The organism is Microvirga vignae (genome assembly GCF_001017175.1).
GTDB classification, from domain to species: domain Bacteria; phylum Pseudomonadota; class Alphaproteobacteria; order Rhizobiales; family Beijerinckiaceae; genus Microvirga; species Microvirga vignae.
In genome coordinates, this window is the sequence record NZ_LCYG01000016.1 from 139002 (window position 1) to 160919 (window position 21918).

Consider the following 21918-nt stretch of genomic DNA (forward strand, 5'->3'; position numbering starts at 1 on the left):
GATTGGGTAAAGGCCCTACGGAAGGACCATTCTTGAAGGACCATTCTTATGGAGATCGGACTCTTCACATTCGGCGACGTGGGCGCCGATCCCGTGACAGGATGCTCGGTCAGCCCAGCCGAGCGCCTCCGGAACCTCGTTGAGGAGATCGTCCTCGCCGACCAGGTCGGGCTTGATGTGTTCGGCCTCGGTGAGCACCATCGGCCCGACTATGCAGTTTCAGCACCCGCTGTGGCACTGGCAGCCGCTGCGACTCAGACGAACCGCATTCGCCTGACGAGCGCGGTGACGGTGCTGAGCTCTGACGATCCAATTCGCGTGTTCCAGCAGTTCGCCACCCTCGACAATCTCAGCTACGGACGCGCTGAGATCATGGCCGGACGCGGCTCTTTCATCGAGTCCTTTCCCCTCTTCGGCTATGAACTCGACGATTACAACACGCTCTTTACGGAAAAGCTGCAACTCCTGATGCAGCTCAACGAGAGCGAGCGCGTCAGCTGGCCGGGCGGCCAGCATACTCCTGCCATTACGGATCGTGGCGTCTACCCACGGCCTTATCAGGAGAAGCTGCCGATCTGGATTGCGGTCGGCGGCACGCCCCAATCTGTCGCGCGGGCGGGGGTGCTCAACCTGCCACTGGCTCTGGCGATCATCGGAGGCGAGCCGGCGCGCTTTGCTCCCTTATTCGACCTCTACCGGCAGGCGGCTCAGCGGGCAGGGCATGATCCAGCAACCCTGAAGACGTCCATCAACGTGCATGGCTTCGTTGCCGACACTACTCAGGAAGCAGCCGATATCTTCTATGCCCCGCAAGCGGAGGTGATGAACCGGATCGGACGAGAGCGAGGCTGGCCACCGACGAGCCGTTCGCACTTCGACGCGGCCCGTGGTCCACGCGGCGCGCTCTTTGTCGGGAGCCCCGCAGAGGTAACGGACAAGATCCTGGCCGCGCACGAAATCTTCCGCTTCGACCGTTTCTTGATCCAGATGGCCATCGGTGTACTGGACCATGCCAAACTGATGCGGGCCATCGAAATCCTGGGGACGAAGGTCGCGCCGGAAGTGCGAAAGGCGCTCGATTTGAAACGGAGGACCGCGTGAGCGGTTGTCCGAGTCGTAGCAGGAGGCAGTCATTGTTGACCGCACTCCCGCGAATGATCGTTCGCAGTCGCCTCTTAAGGCATGCACCGTCGCATCACCCGGGCGAGCCGCTGTGAAAACGCCTTCGCATCGGCCGGGAGTTCACCGTCCAAGATTCGAGCCTCGTCCAGCAGGAGATGGGCTGCGTCTTCGCGGAGGGGCTGCTCGGCATCTCGGAGGTTCGCCAAAGCGAGGATGAGGTCGTGGCGAGGATTGATCTCGAGAACAGGCTTTGCCGCCGATCCCAGCTGCCCAGCTCGGGCCAGGAGTCGCTCCAGCTGGCGGTCCATCCCGGTCTCAGATGCTACGAGGCAGACGGCGCTTTCCGTCAGTCGCTCAGAGGCGCGGACATCGGCGACACTCTCACCGAGGGTCTCCTTCACAGACTGGATGAAGCGCGCCACCGCTTCCGTAGCATTTGTGTCTATCTCCTGCTTGGCTTCAGTCAGCGGGATCAGTGCCAGATCCGCAGCGCCTTGTGTGACCGACTTGAATGGCTTGCCCTCGTAATCGATGGCGGCCGTGACCCAGAAGCTGTCGACCGGATCGGGCAGCAGCAGCACCTCGATGCCACGGGCCCGGAAACCTTCGAGCTGGGGCGAGGCCTCGAGCCGGGCGAGCTCAGTTCCCGTGACATAGTAGATCGCGGTCTGGTTCTCCTTCAGCGCACTGACGTACTCATTGAGCGAGCGCCACCCGCCGGCGGAGGCGGTGGTTCTAAACCGGGCCAAGCCCAGCAGGATCTGGCGCCGTTCGAAGTCCTCGTAGAGGCCTTCCTTCAGCACCGGACCGAAGGTTTCCCAGACCTTGGTGTAGGCCTCCGCATCGTTCTGCGCGAGCTTATCGAGTTCGCTCAGCACCCGGTTGGTCACGCCCTTCTTGATCGCGGCCAGAAGCGGGCTCTCCTGGATCATCTCGCGCGAGACGTTGAGCGGCAGGTCGGCCGAGTCGACGAGCCCGCGCACGAAACGCAGGTAGCGCGGCAGGATCTCGGCCTCATCGGTGATGAAGACCCGCTTCACATACAGCTTCATCCGCCCGTGGCGATCAGGATCGAACAGGTCGAAGGGCGTGGAGCCCGGCACGAAGGCCAATGCCGTGTATTCGTGGCGGCCCTCGGCCCGGAAATGCACCGTCAGCGCCGGTTCGTCGAACTGGCCCGCCACGCCGCGGTAGAAGTCCGTGTATTCCTCCGGCGTGATCTCGGAACGCGGCTTCACCCAAAGCGCCGCCCCGTCGGCGACCTCCTGCGGCTCCGCCCCGGGCTTCTCGATAAGGGAAATCGGCACGGGGACGTGGCCCGACTGCGACTTGACGATGCGCTCGAGCCGGTAACGCTCCGTGTAGGACTTTGCGTCCTCCATCAGGTGGAGGACCACCCGGGTGCCGCGGGCCGGCGCCTCAACCAACGCTATCGGCGCAACCGTATACGAGCCCTTGCCATCGGACGACCAGATCGTGGCTTCGTCGCTGCCGGCGCGGCGTGAGACGACATCGACCCGGTCGGCCACCATGAAGGCGGAGTAGAAGCCGACGCCGAACTGGCCGATGAGCTGGGCCCCTTCGCCACCTTGGGCGGCCTGAATCCGGTCCATGAAGGCCCTGGTGCCCGAGCGCGCAATGGTGCCGAGCGCCTCGACCATCTCGTCCCGGCTCATGCCGATGCCGTTGTCCTCGACCGTCAGGCGGCGGTTGTCGGCATCGATCAGCAATGTGATCCGGGCCTTGGGATCATCGCCCAGCAGGGCGGGGTGGGAGATCGCCTCGTAGCGCAGCTTCTCGCAGGCATCGGCCGCATTGGAGATCAGCTCGCGCAGGAAGACGTCCTTGTCGGAATAGACCGAGTGCACCATCAGGTGCAGCAGCTTGGCGACATCGGCCTCGAAGGTGTGGCTCTCAGGGGCGGGAGGGGCGTCAGCAGTCGTCATGGCGTGCAATGAATGGTGTTGATTGGGCGGGCGATGAGATGGCGGCCCACGGTTAAGATTTCAAGGCTCGGATCAACCCCGATGAGGTCAGCAGCTCTGAAAGATGATTGCCACCGGCTAGCGTGCTGACCGGAACCTCTCGAAGGCGGTGATCCGCTGGGTGAAGGGCTCAACCTCGCGCCGGTAAACCTCACGCTGGAGAAAGGCGAGTTCGGCCTCGCCGGCCTCCTCGTCGACCTCCACCCACCACGCCTTCGGCCGGCCGTCGGTGCCGTCATCCCAGCGATACCCTCGCGCCTTGAGCATATCCTTCATGTCGAACGGGCTGCCCTCGGCCCAGATGCGCAGGAGCACCTTCCGCGCCGAGGCCAGCAGATGCCCGAAGGGGAGCCCGGCCTCGGAGGGCAGGGGCGCTGCCAGCACCTCAAGCAGGGCATGGCAATCCTCGACGGCCCGGTGGCCCTGGTGGAACCAGCCGCACTGGGTCAGAAGGTACCCGAGCTTGGATCCTTCAAAGCCGAACCCGCTCCAGGCGATCTCGGAATGGGAGCAGGCCCAGGCCTTGACCTGGAAGCTCTTGGACAGGCACTCACAGAAGGGCCGGTCGAAGCGGGCATTATGCGCGATGACCAGGTCTGCCGGCTCAATGAACCGCTCGACCGCCGCAAGATCGAGCACTTGGCCCGCAACCATATCGGGCGCGATACCGGTCAGGCGGGTGATCTCCGGGCTGATCGGCACACTTGGCTCGCGCAGGGCATTGAACGTGCCGATGACGTCACCGATCCGGCCTTCCTCATTATAGGTGAAAGCGACCATCCCGAGCTCGATGACCTCGTCTCTCGTGTGATTCAGGCCCGTGGTTTCGGTGTCAACAATGACGGCGATCTTCTCGTCGCGGCGAGACGTGCAGGGCACGACGATGGGGCGTGGCGTCAAGCGGCGGAGAACACGGTAGTCACCGGTGGCCTCCAGCATCCGGGCGGCGGTCTCATAATCCGGAGCCTTGAATACCTCACTGCGATGCTTGGCCTTGATGACAATCTCAGCGACGGGCCTGGTCTCGATCGGACGGAGCGGTGCGTCATAGTCCAAGAAAAGATCTGCCTGGCCCCGCATTCCTGCACCTTATGCCCGTCAATGTAACAGGCTCACGCGTGAACCTGGCAGAGCAGACTAGCGAGATGCAGGTCGCCAGATCGTTAACGCGCAAGGGATGCGTCCAGGGGCTAGAACCTGGGTGCAAGCAGCCGCTACCGGAAGCTGGGTTTACGTGTCAGGGCTGACCGCTCCGCAGCTTTCTCGGCCTGACGCTTTGTCTCGTCAGACTCATCGAGACGATGGCGCGCGAGCCGCACGTCCTCAGGGCGAAGGCCGCATGGCTGAGTGAACTGGGCCAGCAGGATCTCATCGGCCAAGAGATGATCCAGCACGGACGCGTAGAAGCCTGGATCGGTAGAAGCCTCCCGAATGGTTTCAGGCGTGAGCCCGGTCAGATTGAAGAACCTGGTCAGCATAGGCTCGTGCGCAGCCAAGTAACTGAGAACCTCGGCAACGATCGCCTCTGCGTTGACTGGTGTGCTTTGAGGCATACAGAACTCCGTTCGGCCTTTGATCGATGATGCAAAAGCTTACTAAGTCAGGCTAAACCACCGACACCGCCTTGCACAAAATAGCAGAAAATTCTTAGTTACAGGGATGCACGTTTGGCTCGGGTAGCCCAGCACCAGAGTGCTTGCCAGCACAGAAGCCCGAATCTACGCTTGTGAGATCGAAACTGGCCGGACGAAGACGCCATCTCCCTTGCTGCTGCCGGGCGCGCGCCCTTCTTCTGATCAAGATCGAGTCTGAGGGTGATTGGTTTTGTGCCATCACTGAGAAGTTAAGATAGAGGAAGCGTGACGTGGCGACAGGTACTGTAAAATGGTTCAATGAGCAGAAGGGCTATGGCTTTATTCAGCCAGATACCGGAGGAAAAGACGTTTTCGTACACATCAGCGCGGTCGAGCGCTCCGGTCTGCGCGGTCTCACTGAGGGCCAGAAGATCTCCTATGAGGTCCAGGCTGACCGCCGCACTGGTAAAGAGTCTGCGGTTGATCTCAGGACAGCGTAACTGGGACGGGCGGAGGTTTGCTCTTGCCCTTGATCGTGAGCCGCTCCATTCCGGGGCGGCTCTCAACTCAAAGCAATAGCGATCAGAGTGGCACACGTGCGTCCTCGAGCACTGTACCGTATTCAATCGCGGTGTTGCTGATCTTCGATACTGTTGCTGTGTAGGTCTAAGGCTCAACGCTAAGAGCGGGAATTTGATCAAGGTTGGATTCATCCAGAAGACATGGGCCCTCGCACGGCGGATGGTACCAAGACCTGCTCCGGATTCAGATATGCAAGCTCCACTGGACATCCGAAAAGACCAAGAGGAGCTATCTTCAAAGATCGCGCATCACAATGCCATTCCGGTCGCTTATGTGGCACTAATCCCACCTCCGTCGAAAGCGACAGAAGATGACGTGGGCACCACGGGCCTTTCATCTAAGGCGCAACATGAAGCCTTCGGATCTCCTGCCGATATGAATGCTTCCTTGGATGCTCTGGTTGAGCAAATGCTCACCTTGGTCGAGGTTGTTTCAGCTCAGGAGAAAGACATCAAGGCTCTCAAGACAGGCTGTAAGCAGCTTGAGGAGCATGATCAGGCCATCATGGTCGTGTTCACGACCTTCTTTCATGTTCTCGCGGCCAAGCGAATTGCAAGACTGGAGGATATCTCCACCACCCTTCACAACATCATCAAGACGGCGCAGCACGAGGCACATCCACAGGAGTCCATTCGGCTCCTTCAGAGGCTCGCGACAATGCTCCATGAGCAATCCGAAGCTGGAGCGACCGAGGTGAAAGCACACGGATCGCGGGAATCCGAGAACGCTGCGGCGTGAGCGCAAGCGGCGTGGCCTCATCGAGCCCACTCAACGAGTGCATTTGATCCCTCTAGGCTCCGCTAAACATTCGTTAATCATACAGGAGCAGTGTCGGCATGCTGACGGCATGAGCTTTCGCTCGTCAGCTTTTCCAGGACATGATGACTGATGATAGAACTGGCACTCGCTGACAGGATCGTGGAAAGACGAGAGGCAATCCAGTCCGTCGTGTCCCGGATTGAGCAGGGCAGCAGCGAGGTTGACCTGCAAGACCTGCAAGCTCTCCTTGTTGATGTGGCTGGCAGGGGCAAGCGAGATCCCGGTATCGAGATGGCTGCCGATGACCTGTTTGCAGCTGCAGCGGCTGTCGTGACCGACAGAAACAGCAACTCTCAACCTATCGCGCGAAAGCTCCGACTGCTGCGTGATGCAGGCTTTCGCCTCCAGCACAGACTTGCCAGTGCAGCCGAGCGATGTGCGATGAGGACGCAAGTGACCGGCTCACTTCAACCTTGTATCCCATCTCGGGCGTCAGCATATAGACGATGGTTGAAGTAGAGCTTTGCGAAGAGGGAAATGGACCCGCGCTACTCGCCCTATCCCGGAATCAAAGCGATCCGGATGCCTCGCTGGGCTGCTGCTCTGGCGCTGATGGCTGCCGTCTCGCTGGGGCTCTTGCTGATTGTCCTGGCCGCAGGACTTGCACTGATCATCATCCCTGCCGCCATCATTACAGGCGCCATCCTGCGGTGGCGCCTTCGCCGCAGGATGGCGCCAGTGCCTCGAGCAGGGGAGATTGTCGACGTTGAGTACCGCATCGTCGACCGCGAGCGGTAATCGTTGTTTCTTGGACAGGTTCGGTCGCGGCGGTATCCGAAATCGAGGATGGAGACGTTTTAGACCTGAGTCAGCCCGATTCGCTTCCTGACTCTTGTTTTCACGAGCGCCTGATACGATTTCAGCTGGTCTTGACGGTGAATCAGGCCCCATGACCATTCATTTCCCCTTCGACAACACCTACGCACGATTGCCTGATCGGTTCTTCGCGCGCGTAGAGCCCACATCCGCGACGGCTCCGAGGCTCATCCGGCTGAACCGGGACCTCGCCCTCCAGCTCCGCCTCGACCCGGATCGCCTCGCCGGTCACGAAGGAGCTGCGCTTCTGTCCGGCAACCGCGTTCCGGATGCGGCGGAGCCCATTGCCATGGCCTATGCCGGACACCAGTTCGGGCAGTTCGTGCCGCAGCTCGGCGACGGCCGCGCCATCCTCCTCGGCGAAGTGGTCGACCAAGATGGTATCCGCCGCGACATTCAGCTCAAGGGATCCGGTCCGACGCCGTTCTCGCGCCGCGGCGACGGGCGGGCGGCGGTAGGCCCTGTCCTGCGCGAGTATCTTGTCAGCGAGGCGATGGCGGCGCTCGGCCTGCCGACGACGCGTGCGCTTGCCGCCGTGTTGACCGGCGAGAGGGTGGTTCGCGAGACGATGCTGCCCGGGGCGGTTCTCACCCGGGTGGCCTCGAGTCATGTCCGGGTCGGCACCTTCCAGTTCTTCGCCGTCCGGCAGGATGTGGAGGGATTGCGCCTCCTAGCGGACTACGTCATCGGCCGGCACTACCCACAGGTCGCCGGGAGCGACAGACCGTATCGCGCGCTCCTGGACCAGGTGATCGCCGCCCAAGCAGACCTCATTGCCCGCTGGCTGCACATCGGCTTCATCCACGGGGTCATGAACACCGACAACATGTCCATTGCCGGAGAGACGATCGACTATGGCCCGTGCGCGTTCATGGACGCCTATGATCCTGCAACGGTCTTCAGCTCCATCGACCAGCACGGCCGCTATGCCTATGGCAACCAGCCGCGCATCGGCCTCTGGAACCTGACGCGGTTGGCCGAGGCGCTTCTGCCGCTCTTGTCCGAGGACCAAGAGAAGGCTGTCGCGGAAGCGAACGAAGCGCTCGAGGCCTTCTCAGGAACATTCGAGGCAGCCTATTATGCAGGGCTCCGGCGCAAGCTCGGGCTGATGACCGAACGCGAGGAGGACCTGACCCTCGCCGGCGATCTGCTAAAGGCCATGGCCGAGAACCAGGCCGACTTCACCCTGACCTTCCGGCGGCTGAGCAATGCGGTTGCCGGACCCGCCGGACACGAAGCAGACGAGGCCGTCCGAAACCTCTTCATCAACCCGCTGGCTTACGATGCCTGGGCGGCCCGCTGGCGCGAGCGGTTGAGCCAGGAGCCGCAAGACGAAGCCAGCCGCCAAGCTGCTATGCGAGCCGTCAATCCAGCCTATATCCCTCGCAATCATCGCGTGGAGGCGGTGATCCAAGCTGCGGTGGAGCGGGACGATTTCGCTCCATTTGAGGAGCTCTTAATGGTCCTCTCGAAACCGTACGAGGATCAGCCGTCGTTTGCGCACTACGCCGAACCGCCGGAGCCGCACGAGCGCGTCTATCGGACGTTTTGCGGGACCTGAGGCGAAAAAGCGTGACAGGGTTCGGGGCGGCCTTTGACAGGTCAGGCGATCTGGACTGGGATGCCTCTGCGCCTGGTGCTCAGTCCAGGGCTTCGAGACACATCAGCTTGTCTTGGGGCCGAGGCGTCTCGGACGCACCTCGCGATAACAATGAGAGATCAATCCGATGCCACCGAGGGGAGCCCAATGGGGCCATCGGGTTTCAGGCCCCCAATGCCATTGAGCATGCGGGGTCAAACCAAGACGGTGGCCCTGCTCACCAATATCGATGCCGATCGGCACATAAATGACATCCTGCCCATCCCAGTCATGGCTGTGGTACCGGATCTCCCGTCGGCAGTGGGCACAGCGTGACGCGAGAACTTTCCTGAGCGGCCATGGGCTATCGGCGAGGTCAGGAAGAGCCGCTTGAGCCTTGGCATAAGCATCGCCATAGCCCTGCATTGCTTGGATCGTCTCAATGTCGATCGGCTTCCTCTGGGGTGTTTCGGCCCTGTAGGCGAGGAGAACCCTCTTGCGGCACGTGCGATGCCAACACTGATCTTCACGAAGCATGAGCGTGACGATCCCGTGTCGGCCATTGCCATACCAGTGCAGCTGACCGCTGAGCGCACCAGTGACAAATTCAGGTATGCTCAGCGACAAGCCATCAATATGCACCTGCGCCTCTGGCCAACCTTTCGGATCTTTCTCAATCGTGGTTTTGAAAGCCGGCAGATAAGGATCAGGCTTGAGCCAGTAGCGATGCAGGGCGGCGGGCTCGTGCGCGACAAGCCAGAGGGCGCGAATGCCTGAGGCTGCATAGCGCTCCTGCCTCTGACGGTAGGCTTCCTCCCCCTGCAGCTGAACCTGAGCCTCAACAGCCACCGTCCAGGGTTTTCCATGCCGGCGACATAGGACGTCAGCCCGCCAGTCCTGACCATCGGGCGTCGTCCCGGACTGCTCAGGGAGAGCGTCCCAGCCTGCGGCTCGGGCTCCAACCAGGCTTTGTGCTTTGAGGTAGAGATGAAGGTTGCTTTCCTTTGCCCCGCCAGAAGCCTGTCCAGGAGGATGAGCAAAGAACCGTGTTCCAAGGCGCGAGACCTTAGGGATGGCCCGTCCTTTCCCATGCGGCATCCAGGCATCGCGATGTCTCGCTGACCTCAGGCACTCCCATTCGGGATCGGTCATCAAGGGAGCTATAAGAGGCTCTCCTAAGTGGGTGTAGGCGAGCAGCGGCATGGTCCGGCTTAACTACCTTGGGGAGTTTGTATGGCGCCGGCTCTCTAAGCTCCGCATGCGCTCACAGCATAGGGGTCCTGGCTTCGCCATCTGTGGTCATATCCGCTCGTGAAATAATCTCAGCCCCAAAAGCGTGTCAGTCCCAGATGGAACCAGAAACGCGCTCTTTGACGCCCGATTGACCTCCTGCTGCTGCCGATACTGACCTAACGGCTGGAGGTTGGATCTCCAGTCAAGCGGCGGCCAGCCACTCCCGTAGCTTTGTCCAGCGCCGCTTCATCTGTCCGCCTCTGACGGCCATGGCGACGGCTTTCTTCTGCCCCACCAGCACGACCAGACGCTTGCCTCGAGTGACCCCGGTGTAGAGCAGGTTGCGGGCCAGCATCGTGAAGTGCTGCGTCACGACCGGGATGATCACGGCGGGATACTCCGAGCCTTGTGACTTGTGGATCGTTGTGGCGTAGGCGGGCACTAGCGTGTCGAGTTCGCCGAATGGGTACGACACCTCCCGTCCGTCAAACGAGGCGATCAGCGCTCCTTCCTCATCGTCGATCCGCGCCACGGTTCCGAGATCGCCGTTGAAGACTTCCCGGTTGTAGTCATTCTGGGTCTCCATCACGCGATCTCCTGGCGAGAAGCGCCAGCCGAATCGCTCCACCTTGGCGGGAGGATTGGGGTTGAGCACTTCTTGGAGCTGGATGTTGAGATTGCGGGCTCCCAGCACACCCCGGTTCATCGGGCAGAGCACCTGGATGTCCTTCATCGGATCGAGCCCGAACCGGCGCGGCATGCGCTCCTGGATCATCTGGATGATCTTCGGCACACCTTCCTCGGGATCGGCGATTTCGACGAAGTAGAAGTCGCTCTCCTCACCAGCCTTTGGCGGTTCGGGCATCTGACCCTTGTTGATACGGTGGGCGTTCACCACGATCCGGCTCTCTGCGGCCTGCCGGAACACCTCGGTCAGCCGAGCGACAGCAATACGTTCGGAGGCGATGATGTCGGCCAGCACCTGCCCGGAGCCGACTGAGGGCAACTGGTCCACGTCGCCGACGAGCAGCAGACCGGCATGAGGGGGCACCGCCTTGCTGAGGGCGTTCATCAGCGGCACGTCCACCATGGAGGTCTCGTCCACCACCAGCAGATCGCAGTCGAGCGGGTTTTCCTCGTTGCGTGAGAAGCCACCATGCTTGGGGTCGATCTCCAGCAGGCGGTGGATGGTCTTGGCCTCCAGTCCGGTCTGCTCCGTCATGCGCTTGGCTGCTCGTCCGGTAGGAGCGGCCAGCGCCACCTTGACTCCCTTGGCAACGAGCAGCCGCAGGATCGTGTCGAGCAGGGTCGTCTTGCCGACGCCCGGACCTCCGGTCACCACCGCCACTTTCGAGCCGAGCACCAATTTCAGAGCCTCGCGTTGCGAGGTCGCCAGGGTCTTGCCCGTGCGGCTCTCCACCCACGGAATGGCCTTGTCGAGGTCGATCTCAGGCCAGGGCGGCGGACCGGAAGCCCGTTCGATCAGTCGAGAGGCAATGGCTTGCTCGGACAGATAGAGGCCTTTGAGGAAAAGGCATGTCTCGTCACCGACCGTATCCGAGACGATCTCGCCCCTGGACAGCTCCTCGACCACGGCCGTGCGGATGAGCTCCTGTTCCACCTCAAGCAGTTGCTCGGCCAAGTGGGTGAGCGCCTCGACCGGCAGAGCGCAGTGGCCCTCGTCCGTGGCTGTCTGAAGTGCGAACGAGATGCCGGCTCGGATGCGCTGCGGCGCGGTCTTCTCCATCCCGAGCTTCGCCGCGATGGCATCTGCCGTCCGGAAGCCAATGCCGCGCACGTCCTTGGCCAGCCGATACGGATCCTCCGTCATGACCTGGATGGCCTCATAGCCGTAGGTCTTGAAGATGCGTACTGCTCGCGCCGTGCCGACCCCGTGCGCGTGAAGGAAGATCATGATCTCCCGTACCGCCTTCTGCTCAGCCCAGCCCGCCACGATGCGGGAGGCGCGCATGGGACCGATCCCCGGCACCTCGGTCAGGCGCTCGGGGGCGGCCTCAATGATCTCAAAGGTGTCCACGCCGAAGGCCGCCACGATGCGCTTCGCCATGGCCGGCCCGATGCCGCGCATCTGTCCGGAGGCAAGATACTTCTCGATCCCCTCTACCCCGGTCGGCGGCGTGGTCTTCAGAACCTCGGCCTTAAACTGCAGCCCGTGCGTACGGTCGCTGATCCAGAGCCCACTCGCGGTGATCCATTCGCCTGCGGCAACAGCGGGCGTATGGCCCACGACCGTCACGAGATCGCGCTTGCCCCTCGCATGCACTTTAAGGACTGCAAATCCGCTTTCGGGGTTGTGGAAGGTGACGCGCTCGACTGAGCCCGCGAGCGTCTCGAGGACTGGCCTCTGATCAACTTGTGAGGGTCGAATCATCTGGTTCATGGTGCCTGCCGGAATCGTTCCCGGCCTCTCCGACTGTATCGCTGGATGGCACCGCTGACGAGGATGCTCTCTCTAGATTAGCACCAAACGTTCTTGGTTTGTTTCAAGGCTTTTTTGCGGCGATTCGGGTTGACACGGGCTCTCTCAAGGGCAGTTCGCGGGTTTGAATGTGGTGCTAGCGAAGCAAGCGCCAAATCCGAGCTTTTACAGAGTTCTGCCCGGTTTCCACAGGCAGAAAGAAATATGGTTAACGATTAGTTGGCGAAGCGATACTCAGGGGGGTGGCTGCGGATTGGGAGGTGGAGATGAGCGATGGAGCGGATGGGGGCGAGCGACTTTTGGCAGTCTCCGATACCGAACTCCTGCGCCGGATCGGGCAAGATCTCCGCTCGATTTACGCGGACGTGATCAGGCAGCCTCTTCCACAGCGCATCCAGGCAACTCTGGCGCTCATCGATCGGGAGCAGAGGCTCGCCGAACAGTTGCCTCGTACACTGACGCACTGAAGAAGGGTGGCGCTGTTCGCAAGACCAACTTGCCCGTGGTTTCGCCCGACTCCAAGGCTCGATGAGCTTCAGCCACATCCGCCAACGCAAAGGATCGGACTTTCGGTGCCTGCATGATCCCTGCTTCTACCCAGGTGGTGAGGTCGCTTACAGCGGCGTGCAGCAGGTCAGTGCGGGCAAAGAGAAATGACAGATTGAATGCCACCACACCTTTGTTCCCGCTCGTCATCGACAACGGATTGAAGCGCGGCATCCTCAGCATTCCGAGGGCTGCCTTGAGGTAGTTGATGCGCCCACTCTGTTTGGGCAACAAAGTGTGAAAGCCATAGATCAACAGCTTGCCCGTCGGCCTCAGATGCGCGTAGCTCTGCGCCAGGGTTTCAGGGCCGTTTGCATCAAAGACCAGATCGTAGCCGTCAGGACACAGGCGCTTGGCCTCGTCCCAGAGCGACTGAGTGGATTTGTCGACCACGGCGTCTGCGCCAAGCTGGCGCACATACTCGACCTTGTGACTTCTTCCCACCACACCAGTCACGTGCAGATTGTGCAACTTGCACAGTTGGATGAGCGCCGAGCCCACTCCGCCGCCGGCCGAATGCACGAGCACCCTCATGCCGGGCCGGATCACCACGTTCTGCAGCAAGCCATGATACGCGGTCAGGTGGACGGCCAAGAAACCAGCGGCTCCTTCGAAGTCCAGAGCCTGAGGCTTAGGCCACACCAGATCTGCCGGGGCGCACACGTGAGTGGAGTAGCCGTTGAAGAGGGTGACTCCAAACACCGGATCGCCGGGCTTCACATGTTTGACCTCACGGCCAACTTCTTCCACCCAGCCTGAGTACTCGAAGCCGGGCGTAATCGGCCAGCCCACAAACCGGCGCGCGGACGCGTACACGCCCCAGCGAACACAGACGTCCGCATAGTTTACCCCCACCGCCTGGGTGCGGATCAGAACCTGTCGATCACCAGGCTTCGGCACTCGATGAGTTTCGAGCTTCAACCGCTCGTACGCACCAGCTTTGTGGATGACCACTTTGTACATGGACTCTGACGGCATCACCTTTCCGCCTGCAGCTTCGACCTGAAGCTCCTGTGCTGCCACTGAAGCCCCTTATGATGGGCGTCGGCGCAAGGCTCCGACAATGGGTCCCATCGGCATGAGCGAGTCGATCCGCTCCAAGGAAGGGGCATAGAGGCTGGAGACACTTCCATCCAGAAACAATGCATCGGCACAGTCGAGCTCGTCTCGGAACAAATGAGCGAATGTGCTGAACGTGACCGGATCTTCTGAAATCACAAACACGACTGTGTGCTGGTCTTTCACCCCGACGCCGTTACGGATCTTTCGCGAGGTGCTTTGGTCGGAAAACCGAGGGTGGATTTGCCCGTGGATGACGAGCATCGGGCCCGATTGTGTCGCGAAATCGGGCCTGATTTTCCGCTTCAGATAGGCTCCTGTCTCAAGCACGCCTGCCTGACGACCTTTGACATAAAAAATGCCATTCGGCTTGAGGTGGAAGTTTCCGGGTCCGTTCTTGGTGTTGGCCGCCTTCAGTTGCTTTCCGTTTTCGACATAAAGTCCCACAGGCGAGCGATCCTCATGGTACATGCCGGCGTTCATCGCAAAAGCAACGCGTGCACCCTCCGGTGTCTCTTTCAAGCGATCGAACGAGCCCAGCACATCCCCGCTTGGCCCGCGCCAGAACAGCCTCACCTCGTATTGTCGTAGATCCGCCGTGCAGACCACGAAGGTGCTGTCAGCAAACTGGACTGGCCGACACGGATTACGATCGGGCTGAGCCGCTGCTCGTCCGGTCAGCAGGCCAACGGAAACGAGAATCGCGAACAGTATGATGGCTGTCCAGGAGAGCAAGCTGTCCAGAGTGAGGCCGATAGGTTTCATTGGCAGCGTAGGTCCTTTCAGTGTCCGAGATACCGTTCCCGCAGGTGAGCGCGGAAGGCTTCCGCGGTGAGAGGTTGGCCGGTTGCAGCAATCAAAAGCTGATCGGTGGTCAGCAGGCTCCCCTTTGAATGAACGTTGGCGCGCAGCCATGTCCGAAGCGGCGCGAAATCACCCTTTGCCAAGCCCGGAAGGATGTCTGCGTCAGCCTGGCTGGCGGCCCTGAAGAGTTGGGCCGCCGTCATGGCGCCAAGCGTGTAGGTTGGGAAGTACCCCCACGCGCCACCCGGCCAATGGATGTCCTGCAGGCAGCCCAGGCTGTCGTCGGGCACCGTAAGACCAAGAAGTCTTTTGACTTTGTCGTTGAAGGCGGACGGCAGATCCTGGATCTGGAGGTCGCCGGCAATCAGCGCCTTCTCCAGCTTGTAGCGGACCAGGATGTGAGCCGGATAGGTGATCTCGTCCGCATCCACCCGGATGAAGCCCGGCTCCACCGTGGTCAGGATCTGATGGAGATTCTCTGGGCTCCAGGCTGAGCCCTCTCCCTGGAACGTCTCCCGTACGAGGGGAGCGAGATAGGTGACGAACTCCTGGCTCCGGCAGGCCTGCATCTCAATGAGCAGAGATTGACTCTCATGCAGGCTCATGCCGCGTGCCAGCCCGACGGGCTGACGGCGCCACGCCTCCGGGCGGCCCTGCTCATAGAGCGCGTGACCGGTTTCATGAAGCACTCCCATGAGTGCGCTCATGAAGTTGGCCTCGCTGTAGCGGGTGGTGATCCGGACATCACGCGTGGATCCACCGCAGAACGGATGCAAGCTCACATCGAGTCGCCCCCGGTTGAAATCGAACCCGACCGCCTTCATCAAGTGCTCGCCGATGCGTCGTTGATCGTCGACAGGGAAGGGGCCGTCGAGCGGCAGGATGGCAGGACGGCCCTTCTGGTGCTCCTGCGCCTCCTGGATCAGGGCCGGCAGTTCGGCGCCGAGTTCGGCGAAGAGAGGATCGATGGCAGCTTGGCGGAGGCCAGGATCGTAGCTGTCGAGGAGAGCGTCATAAGAGGACAGCCCCAACGCCTCGCCCTTGGCCTGGCCGATCTGCCGCTGAAGCGTAAGGACCTGGGAGAGGTGCGGCAGGAGCAGGGCGAAGTCGCCGTTCTGCCGGGCTTCGCGCCACACCAGCTCCGCCCGGGATACGGCTCTCGAGCTGGCCTCGACGAGGTCGGCCGGAACCGCGGCGGCATGGAGGTAGATCCGGCGCATCTCACGCAGGTTGGCGCGCTGCCAGTCGTCGAGATGGCCGCTGTCCTGATCCGCCTGGTCCAGGAGGTCGCCCGTGTCGTGTGCGGTGAGCATCTCATGGGCAAGGCCCTTGAGCGTCGCAAGCTGGTCGGAGCGGCTGTCGGCGGCGCCCTCCGGCATCATGGTTTCGGCATCCCATTGCAGAATGCCGATCGCGTCCTCGATCGAGCTGATGCGGGCGAAGCGTTCTTCCAGCGTGGGGTAGGCATGCATGTCGGTGCGAGTTCCGTCCTTGAGGCTAATTTCGGGCTGCGGGGCGGGCAAAGCGAACACGCAACCGGCTCGGATGAAAGCATTCGGCCGCTTCTGCCGCCTTTCCCTATGGCGCTGTCGTGCACCTACTCCGGCTGCTTGTGGATCGGGTCGACCCAGTAAACCTCCTCCGGCTGTTCGACCGGATCCACATCGGTGATGTTCACCACGACGGCTTCGTTGTCGCTGCGCACCAGGACGCATTCGAGGGGCTCGTCGGGACTGGCGTTGATCTCCTGATGGGGCACGAAGGGCGGCACATAGATGAAGTCCCCAGGCCCAGCCTCTGCGACGAACTCCAGCCGCTCGCCCCAGCGCATGCGGGCCTTGCCTCGCACGACATAAATGACGCTCTCTAGTTCGCCGTGGTGGTGCACCCCGGTCTTGGCATTCGGCTGGATCGAAACCGTGCCCGCCCAGATCTTCTGTGCGCCCACCCGGGCATGATTGATCGCGGCTTGGCGAAACATGCCCGGGGTTTGTGCCGTATTCGGATCGAGACGGTCACCCTTGATCACCTGGACGCCGTGGTGCTTCCAGTGCTCATGATGATCATGGACGTTGTCGTGGCTGTGGTCTGTCATGGTGATCTCCGAGACGGTTGACCTCTGTTCTTATGCTGAACCACAAGTAAGGCCGCGGGTGGAGGAGGTCAGCTCAAGCCTCCCGCGCCGCGTGATTCTGCTCGTCAGTGCCGCACCCCTTCAGACGAAGCGGGACCAATCCGAGTCTTCCTGATGGCGAGATGGAATAGGCTCCGCATTTAATTGCAGGCGGTCGCGCTCCTGTTGAAGCTCAGTGCCATGCACACGAGGCAAGAAGTGTAATATCAGAGCGCTGGGTTCGTCAGTCCAATGACGCTTTGATCCGCGCCAGTCCCTCTTTGGTCAGCGGATCGATCCTGAGAAGATTGTGCCCTCCGGACGAAACCCGCTTTGAGAAAATGAGGCGCACGTACCCACCACTACGGAGCGGGAGGAAGTAGAGGCCATCGGTTTCCCCTGCCAAAAAGCAGCGCAATCCGACGTAAAAGCTTTCCTCATATCCTTTGATGGCCCTGCGGATCGCTGGGTGGATCACAAGGGTCGTTTGTCTACTCTCACAGACCTCTTCAACGGCATCGAAACTCAACACGCTGAACCTCGTCTCTGAACGGCAAAGCAGCCTATGAAGGTTCAACGTCGCTCCCGAGGATCCAGTTCTCCTCGAGCCCGCCTATCTTTAAGGACGGGGTTGCAGCCCTACCGGCTGCATGATTATCTGTCGTTAGCACTCTCGGGTGGCGAGTGCTAACGCTGCTACTCGGCCGAGATGAGTGCCTGCTATCGTTGATACCAGGAGGAAACAAAATGACATTCCGTCCGCTGCACGACCGCGTCGTCGTCCGCCGCATCGAGGCCGAAGAGAAGACGGCCGGCGGCATCATCATTCCGGACACCGCCAAGGAGAAGCCGCAGGAGGGCGAAGTCGTCGCCGTCGGCCCCGGCGCCCGCGATGAGACCGGCAAGGTCGTGGCTCTCGATGTGAAGGCCGGCGACCGCGTGCTGTTCGGCAAGTGGTCCGGCACCGAGGTGCGGATCGACGGTCAGGATCTCCTGATCATGAAGGAATCCGACATCATGGGCGTGATCGAGGGAGTTGGTGCGTCCCAGAAGGCCGCTTGAGCGGCACCAATCAAGAACCATCAGAACAGGAGGAACAACCATGGCTGCCAAAGAAGTCAAGTTTGCTGCCAATGCCCGCGAGAAGATGCTGCGCGGCGTCGACATCCTCGCCGATGCGGTGAAGGTGACGCTCGGCCCGAAGGGCCGCAACGTGGTGCTGGAAAAGAGCTTTGGGGCCCCGCGTGTCACCAAGGACGGCGTCACCGTCGCCAAGGAGATCGAGCTCGCCGACAAGTTCGAGAACATGGGTGCGCAGATGGTGCGCGAAGTGGCGAGCAAGACCAGCACCGAGGCCGGCGACGGCACGACGACCGCGACGGTTCTGGCTCAGGCCATCGTGAAGGAAGGCGCCAAGGCAGTGGCCGCCGGCATGAACCCGATGGACCTCAAGCGCGGCATCGATCTTGCTGTCACTGAAGCCGTCAAGGACATTCAGGCCCGCGCCAAGAAGGTGGCCTCGTCCGAGGAGATCGCTCAGATCGGCACGATCTCGGCCAATGGTGATGCCGAGGTCGGTCGTATGCTGGCCGAGGCCATGCAGAAGGTCGGCAACGAGGGCGTGATCACCGTCGAGGAAGCGAAAACGGCGGCGACGGAACTCGATGTGGTCGAGGGCATGCAGTTCGACCGCGGCTATCTCTCGCCCTATTTCATCACCAATGCCGAGAAGATGGTGGCCGAGCTCGAGGATCCCTACATCCTCATCCATGAGAAGAAGCTGTCCTCGCTGCAGGCCATGCTGCCGATCCTCGAAGCGGTGGTGCAGACCGGCAAGCCGCTCTTGATCATTGCGGAAGATATCGAGGGCGAGGCGCTCGCCACTCTCGTCGTCAACAAGCTGCGGGGCGGGCTGAAGATCGCCGCCGTCAAGGCGCCGGGCTTCGGCGACCGCCGCAAGGCCATGCTCGAGGACATTGCCGTTCTTACCAAGGGCCAGGTCATCTCCGAGGATCTCGGCATCAAGCTCGAGAACGTCACCCTCGACATGCTCGGCCGCGCCAAGACCGTGCGGGTGGAGAAGGAAAACACCACCATTGTCAGTGGGGCTGGCGACCGGCGGGACATTGAGGCCCGGATCCAGCAGATCAAGGCACAGATCGAAGAGACCACCTCGGACTACGACCGCGAGAAGCTGCAGGAGCGTCTCGCCAAGCTCGCAGGCGGCGTCGCGGTGATTCACGCCGGCGGTAGCACCGAGATCGAGGTGAAGGAGAAGAAGGACCGTGTGGACGATGCCTTGCACGCCACCAAGGCGGCGGTCGAGGAGGGCATCGTCCCCGGTGGCGGCACGGCGCTGCTGCGCGCCAAGGCTGCGGTCACGAAGCTGAAGAGCGACAATCCGGATATCCAGGCCGGGATTAATATCGTGCTGCGTGCCCTCGAGGCGCCGATCCGCCAAATCGCCGAGAACGCCGGTGTGGAAGGCTCGATCGTGGTCGGCAGGATTACCGACAACACGCAATCCGAGACCTTCGGCTTTGACGCCCAAGCCGAGGAGTTCGTCGATCTGGTTCAGGCTGGTATCGTCGATCCGGCGAAGGTGGTGCGCACGGCTCTGCAGGATGCAGCCTCCGTGGCCGGCCTGCTCGTCACCACCGAGGCCATGGTCGCCGAGCTGCCGAAGAAGGAAGCCGCGGCTCCGGCCATGCCCGGCGGTGGTGGCATGGGCGGCATGGACTTTTAAGTTCAGGCACCGTGCGGTGCGAGGCCCTGGAGAAATCCAGGGCCTTTTTCTTACAAGTTTAGCAGGTCGCTGGAGACCAACTCCCGGACAGGGGGCCGCATTTGTGTTCTACTATGGCTCGACAGGAGTACACAGCGGTGATACACACGAGCAATTCAGGGGCGCGCTAAGCCGTTGATTTTGTTGATATACCGGAGTTGAAGGTACAATCCTCTCCTGGGCACCATTCCTTTCAGGAATGAGTGTTTCAAATCAGCTAGTCAGGTCCGTTGTGATGGCGCTCGTGGTGAGACACGGGTAATCCATGCGTCGGGCCTTTTTGTTTTAGGGTTTTCAAGGTGGAGGCTCGGTACCTCGGCCGGGAGAATGGCATCTTCTTGTTCTGCCTGCGCATTCCCGAGGAGCTTCAGGCTCGCTTCGGTGGCGAGAAGTTCATTAGAAAGACCTCGAAACGCGAGACGCTCATGTGGCCGCCGAGTAGGTTGCCGCTCTCGCGTTTGCTGATGATGCTTTTTGGCCTTCACTGAAGTCACCCCAGGCGTGGTCTGATGACCCGGCGAAACCGTCAGGCGGCCGAGGCTCTCCTGAGCACCATTGGCCGCGCTCCCGGAGTTGCCCGTCAACCGAAATTGAACGGCTATCACACTCAAGCCCTGGATCATTCTTTCGAGGGTCGGCACGGCCGCAAATATCTGAAAAAAGGGCACGATCTGGTGAACCGGCGGCTGCGCCCCGCTGCTTCCTGTCGCGGCCATAAATTGACTCCCTCTTGTATTCCGCGCGGGGTATTCGCGACCCCGCGGCCTAACGTATCCGTGCGGGCGCGGGCTTCTCCACGGTGGCACCCTATGGGACTCTGGGCGTTGACTGACGATGGCAAACTCTCTCAGGCTCGTTTCGGTTCAGTCCAAGGCCACTCCCGGCATCGTCGCCTCAGCGGCTTATGTGGGCGGCCGACGCGTCGCGGAGATTCCGATTGAGGAAGCGGGCGAGTGGTCGCGCAAGCCCGGACACGTCGTCTGGATCGGCCTGCACGAGCCCGGCTTGGACCTCCTGCGGCAGGTTCAAAAGGAGTTCGCCCTGCACGATCTGGCCATCGAGGACGCGCTCAAGGCGCACCAGCGGCCCAAGCTCGAACAATATGGCGAGGCTCTCTTCATCGTCGCGCGCACGGCCCAGATGCTGGACGGGCGCATCGCCTTCGGCGAGACCCATCTGTTTGTCGGGCGCGGCTACGTCGTTTCCGTCCGGCACGGGGCCTCGACCTCCTACACTCCGGTCCGCGAGCGCTGCGAGGCATCGCCGGCAGATCTCTCGGGCGGGGAGGACTTCATCCTCTATGCGCTTCTCGACTTCATCGTCGACAACTACATGCCCGTCGTCGAGACCATCCAGGCAGAGGTGGAGCAGATCGAAGACAGCATTCTGGCCGAGACTTCGACCCCGCTTCACGTCCAGCGACTCTACCAGCTCCGCCGGGATCTGCTGCGTCTGCGCAATGCCGCCGTCCCGCTGGTGGAGGTCTGCCGGCGGCTCGAACAGCCTGGTCTGCCCGGGATCGATTCTTCGATGTATCCGCTCTTCCGCGATGTCTCCGACCACATCCGTCGAGTGCAGGAGGAGATCGAGTCCTTGCGCGAGGTGCTGGCGTTCGCGTTCGAGACCAGTCTGATGATAGGACAGGCGCAGCAGACCGAGATCACCCGCAAGCTGGCGGCGTGGGCCGCCATCCTGGCCGTCCCCACAGCCGTCGCCGGGATCTACGGCATGAACTTCGAGTTCATGCCCGAGCTGCAATGGAAGTACGGCTATGCTCTTGTGCTGATGGTCATCGCGACAGCTTGTGGCGGGCTGTATTGGCGCTTCCGCCAGAAGCACTGGCTCTAGACCTCAAGCCGATGCCGAGCCGAGCGGGGGCCGGTACCGCGACGGATGGTGGCGGCGGCACCATGGCGATCGTCGGCGCGGGCGACTTCACCCCGCATACGAAACCGACACGACTGCTCTTCCTGTTCAACTCGCTCATCGGCATATCGGTGATGTCGCTCACGCTGACCTGCCTGATGCAGGTCCATGCAGCGCTCCAGCGACGCAACGTGCTTGCCGTGAACATCCATTTCTTGTCCGGGTGACGGTCGACTCGGGTCGTCATGGCGTTGCCCCTCGTTTTGGAGAGACCCGACACCAATTGATTGGATGACGCATAGGTCGAGGGAGGTGAGGGATGGAGCTCAGCGAGACCGCATGCGAGATTCTCGACTTCCTTCGTGAGACGCACCGGAAGCCCGGAGCCCGCATGACCATGGCAACCCTGGACGCGCATTTCGGAACGGATCCGGCTGTCGCCGTGGCTGTTTCCGAGTTGAAACACATTGGATACGTGACCACACCCGACGCCGGGACGATCGAACTGACTGATCGAGGCTTCGATGCGCTCCATCGCAGGGATTACCGCACAGATCATGAATGAAGAGAGCAGGCTACCCTCGGACCGGGCGGG

At 61.5% G+C, this 21918-nt stretch carries 21 protein-coding genes; 10 read left to right on the top strand and 11 right to left on the bottom strand.

Annotated features, from left to right (window positions below; genetic code table 11):
- Positions 1 to 48 precede the first annotated feature (48 nt).
- Positions 49 to 1101: an LLM class flavin-dependent oxidoreductase gene (locus AA309_RS05530; RefSeq protein ID WP_047187986.1), complete on the top strand. Its 1053-nt coding sequence runs from the start codon at positions 49 to 51 to the stop codon at positions 1099 to 1101.
- Positions 1102 to 1175: 74 nt separating this feature from the next.
- Here the strand turns inward: AA309_RS05530 and htpG are convergent, their stop codons facing one another.
- The 3 genes from htpG to AA309_RS05545 all read right to left on the bottom strand — a co-directional run bounded on the left by htpG (position 1176) and on the right by AA309_RS05545 (position 4660).
- Positions 1176 to 3068, bottom strand: a complete 1893-nt coding sequence (gene htpG, locus AA309_RS05535; protein WP_047187987.1) for a molecular chaperone HtpG — start codon at positions 3066 to 3068, stop codon at positions 1176 to 1178.
- Between the two features lie 117 nt (positions 3069 to 3185).
- Entirely contained in the window at positions 3186 to 4187 is a 1002-nt protein-coding gene (locus AA309_RS05540) for a 3'-5' exonuclease (protein WP_052954491.1), read from the bottom strand.
- A gap of 134 nt (positions 4188 to 4321) precedes the next feature.
- The gene (locus AA309_RS05545; protein ID WP_052954492.1) at positions 4322 to 4660 is read right to left on the bottom strand and encodes a DUF3572 domain-containing protein; all 339 of its coding nucleotides are present in this window, start codon (positions 4658 to 4660) and stop codon (positions 4322 to 4324) included.
- A gap of 311 nt (positions 4661 to 4971) precedes the next feature.
- Between AA309_RS05545 and AA309_RS05550 the strand changes: the two genes are divergently transcribed.
- From AA309_RS05550 to AA309_RS05570, 4 genes are all read left to right on the top strand, one after another.
- Positions 4972 to 5181, top strand: coding sequence for a cold-shock protein (locus AA309_RS05550; RefSeq protein WP_047187988.1), 210 nt, complete (start codon positions 4972 to 4974; stop codon positions 5179 to 5181).
- Between the two features lie 457 nt (positions 5182 to 5638).
- The gene (locus AA309_RS05555; RefSeq protein WP_150117399.1) at positions 5639 to 6001 is read left to right on the top strand and encodes a hypothetical protein; all 363 of its coding nucleotides are present in this window, start codon (positions 5639 to 5641) and stop codon (positions 5999 to 6001) included.
- Positions 6002 to 6559: 558 nt separating this feature from the next.
- Positions 6560 to 6820 (top strand): hypothetical protein, encoded by a 261-nt coding sequence (locus AA309_RS05565; protein ID WP_047187991.1) that lies wholly within the window; start codon positions 6560 to 6562, stop codon positions 6818 to 6820.
- A 151-nt stretch (positions 6821 to 6971) separates the two neighbouring features.
- Complete coding sequence (locus AA309_RS05570; RefSeq protein WP_047187992.1) at positions 6972 to 8459, top strand: protein adenylyltransferase SelO; 1488 nt, start codon at positions 6972 to 6974, stop codon at positions 8457 to 8459.
- Positions 8460 to 8561: 102 nt separating this feature from the next.
- Here AA309_RS05570 and AA309_RS31710 read toward each other — a convergent pair whose 3' ends face one another.
- The 7 genes from AA309_RS31710 to AA309_RS05605 form a co-directional block, all read right to left on the bottom strand.
- The gene (locus AA309_RS31710) at positions 8562 to 9326 is read right to left on the bottom strand and encodes a hypothetical protein (protein WP_052954493.1); all 765 of its coding nucleotides are present in this window, start codon (positions 9324 to 9326) and stop codon (positions 8562 to 8564) included.
- Between the two features lie 586 nt (positions 9327 to 9912).
- On the bottom strand, positions 9913 to 12111 hold the full coding sequence (gene recD2 / locus AA309_RS05580) for an SF1B family DNA helicase RecD2 (RefSeq protein ID WP_047187993.1): 2199 nt from the start codon (positions 12109 to 12111) through the stop codon (positions 9913 to 9915).
- 450 nt (positions 12112 to 12561) lie between these two features.
- A complete protein-coding gene (locus tag AA309_RS05585; protein ID WP_244470266.1) occupies positions 12562 to 13719 on the bottom strand; it encodes a synaptic vesicle VAT-1 family membrane protein in 1158 nt (385 codons plus the stop codon).
- A gap of 9 nt (positions 13720 to 13728) precedes the next feature.
- A complete protein-coding gene (locus AA309_RS05590; protein ID WP_052954494.1) occupies positions 13729 to 14520 on the bottom strand; it encodes a phosphodiester glycosidase family protein in 792 nt (263 codons plus the stop codon).
- A 17-nt stretch (positions 14521 to 14537) separates the two neighbouring features.
- Entirely contained in the window at positions 14538 to 16031 is a 1494-nt protein-coding gene (locus AA309_RS05595; protein WP_047187994.1) for a carboxypeptidase M32, read from the bottom strand.
- 125 nt (positions 16032 to 16156) lie between these two features.
- The gene (locus tag AA309_RS05600) at positions 16157 to 16654 is read right to left on the bottom strand and encodes a cupin domain-containing protein (protein WP_047187995.1); all 498 of its coding nucleotides are present in this window, start codon (positions 16652 to 16654) and stop codon (positions 16157 to 16159) included.
- A 262-nt stretch (positions 16655 to 16916) separates the two neighbouring features.
- The gene (locus AA309_RS05605) at positions 16917 to 17204 is read right to left on the bottom strand and encodes a hypothetical protein (RefSeq protein ID WP_047187996.1); all 288 of its coding nucleotides are present in this window, start codon (positions 17202 to 17204) and stop codon (positions 16917 to 16919) included.
- A gap of 215 nt (positions 17205 to 17419) precedes the next feature.
- Between AA309_RS05605 and groES the strand changes: the two genes are divergently transcribed.
- Both groES and groL read left to right on the top strand, forming a co-directional pair.
- The gene (gene groES / locus AA309_RS05610; protein WP_047187997.1) at positions 17420 to 17734 is read left to right on the top strand and encodes a co-chaperone GroES; all 315 of its coding nucleotides are present in this window, start codon (positions 17420 to 17422) and stop codon (positions 17732 to 17734) included.
- A gap of 40 nt (positions 17735 to 17774) precedes the next feature.
- Positions 17775 to 19418, top strand: coding sequence for a chaperonin GroEL (groL, locus tag AA309_RS05615; protein WP_047187998.1), 1644 nt, complete (start codon positions 17775 to 17777; stop codon positions 19416 to 19418).
- A 260-nt stretch (positions 19419 to 19678) separates the two neighbouring features.
- On the opposite strand, the gene AA309_RS34070 is transcribed toward groL, so the two are convergent.
- Complete coding sequence (locus AA309_RS34070) at positions 19679 to 20173, bottom strand: hypothetical protein (RefSeq protein WP_150117400.1); 495 nt, start codon at positions 20171 to 20173, stop codon at positions 19679 to 19681.
- A 118-nt stretch (positions 20174 to 20291) separates the two neighbouring features.
- Between AA309_RS34070 and AA309_RS05625 the strand changes: the two genes are divergently transcribed.
- The 3 genes from AA309_RS05625 (at position 20292) to AA309_RS05635 (ending at position 21888) form a co-directional block, all read left to right on the top strand.
- Entirely contained in the window at positions 20292 to 21305 is a 1014-nt protein-coding gene (locus tag AA309_RS05625) for a magnesium and cobalt transport protein CorA (RefSeq protein ID WP_047188000.1), read from the top strand.
- Between the two features lie 11 nt (positions 21306 to 21316).
- The gene (locus AA309_RS05630; protein WP_047188001.1) at positions 21317 to 21550 is read left to right on the top strand and encodes an ion channel; all 234 of its coding nucleotides are present in this window, start codon (positions 21317 to 21319) and stop codon (positions 21548 to 21550) included.
- A gap of 92 nt (positions 21551 to 21642) precedes the next feature.
- Positions 21643 to 21888, top strand: a complete 246-nt coding sequence (locus tag AA309_RS05635; protein WP_047188002.1) for a hypothetical protein — start codon at positions 21643 to 21645, stop codon at positions 21886 to 21888.
- Positions 21889 to 21918 lie beyond the last annotated feature (30 nt).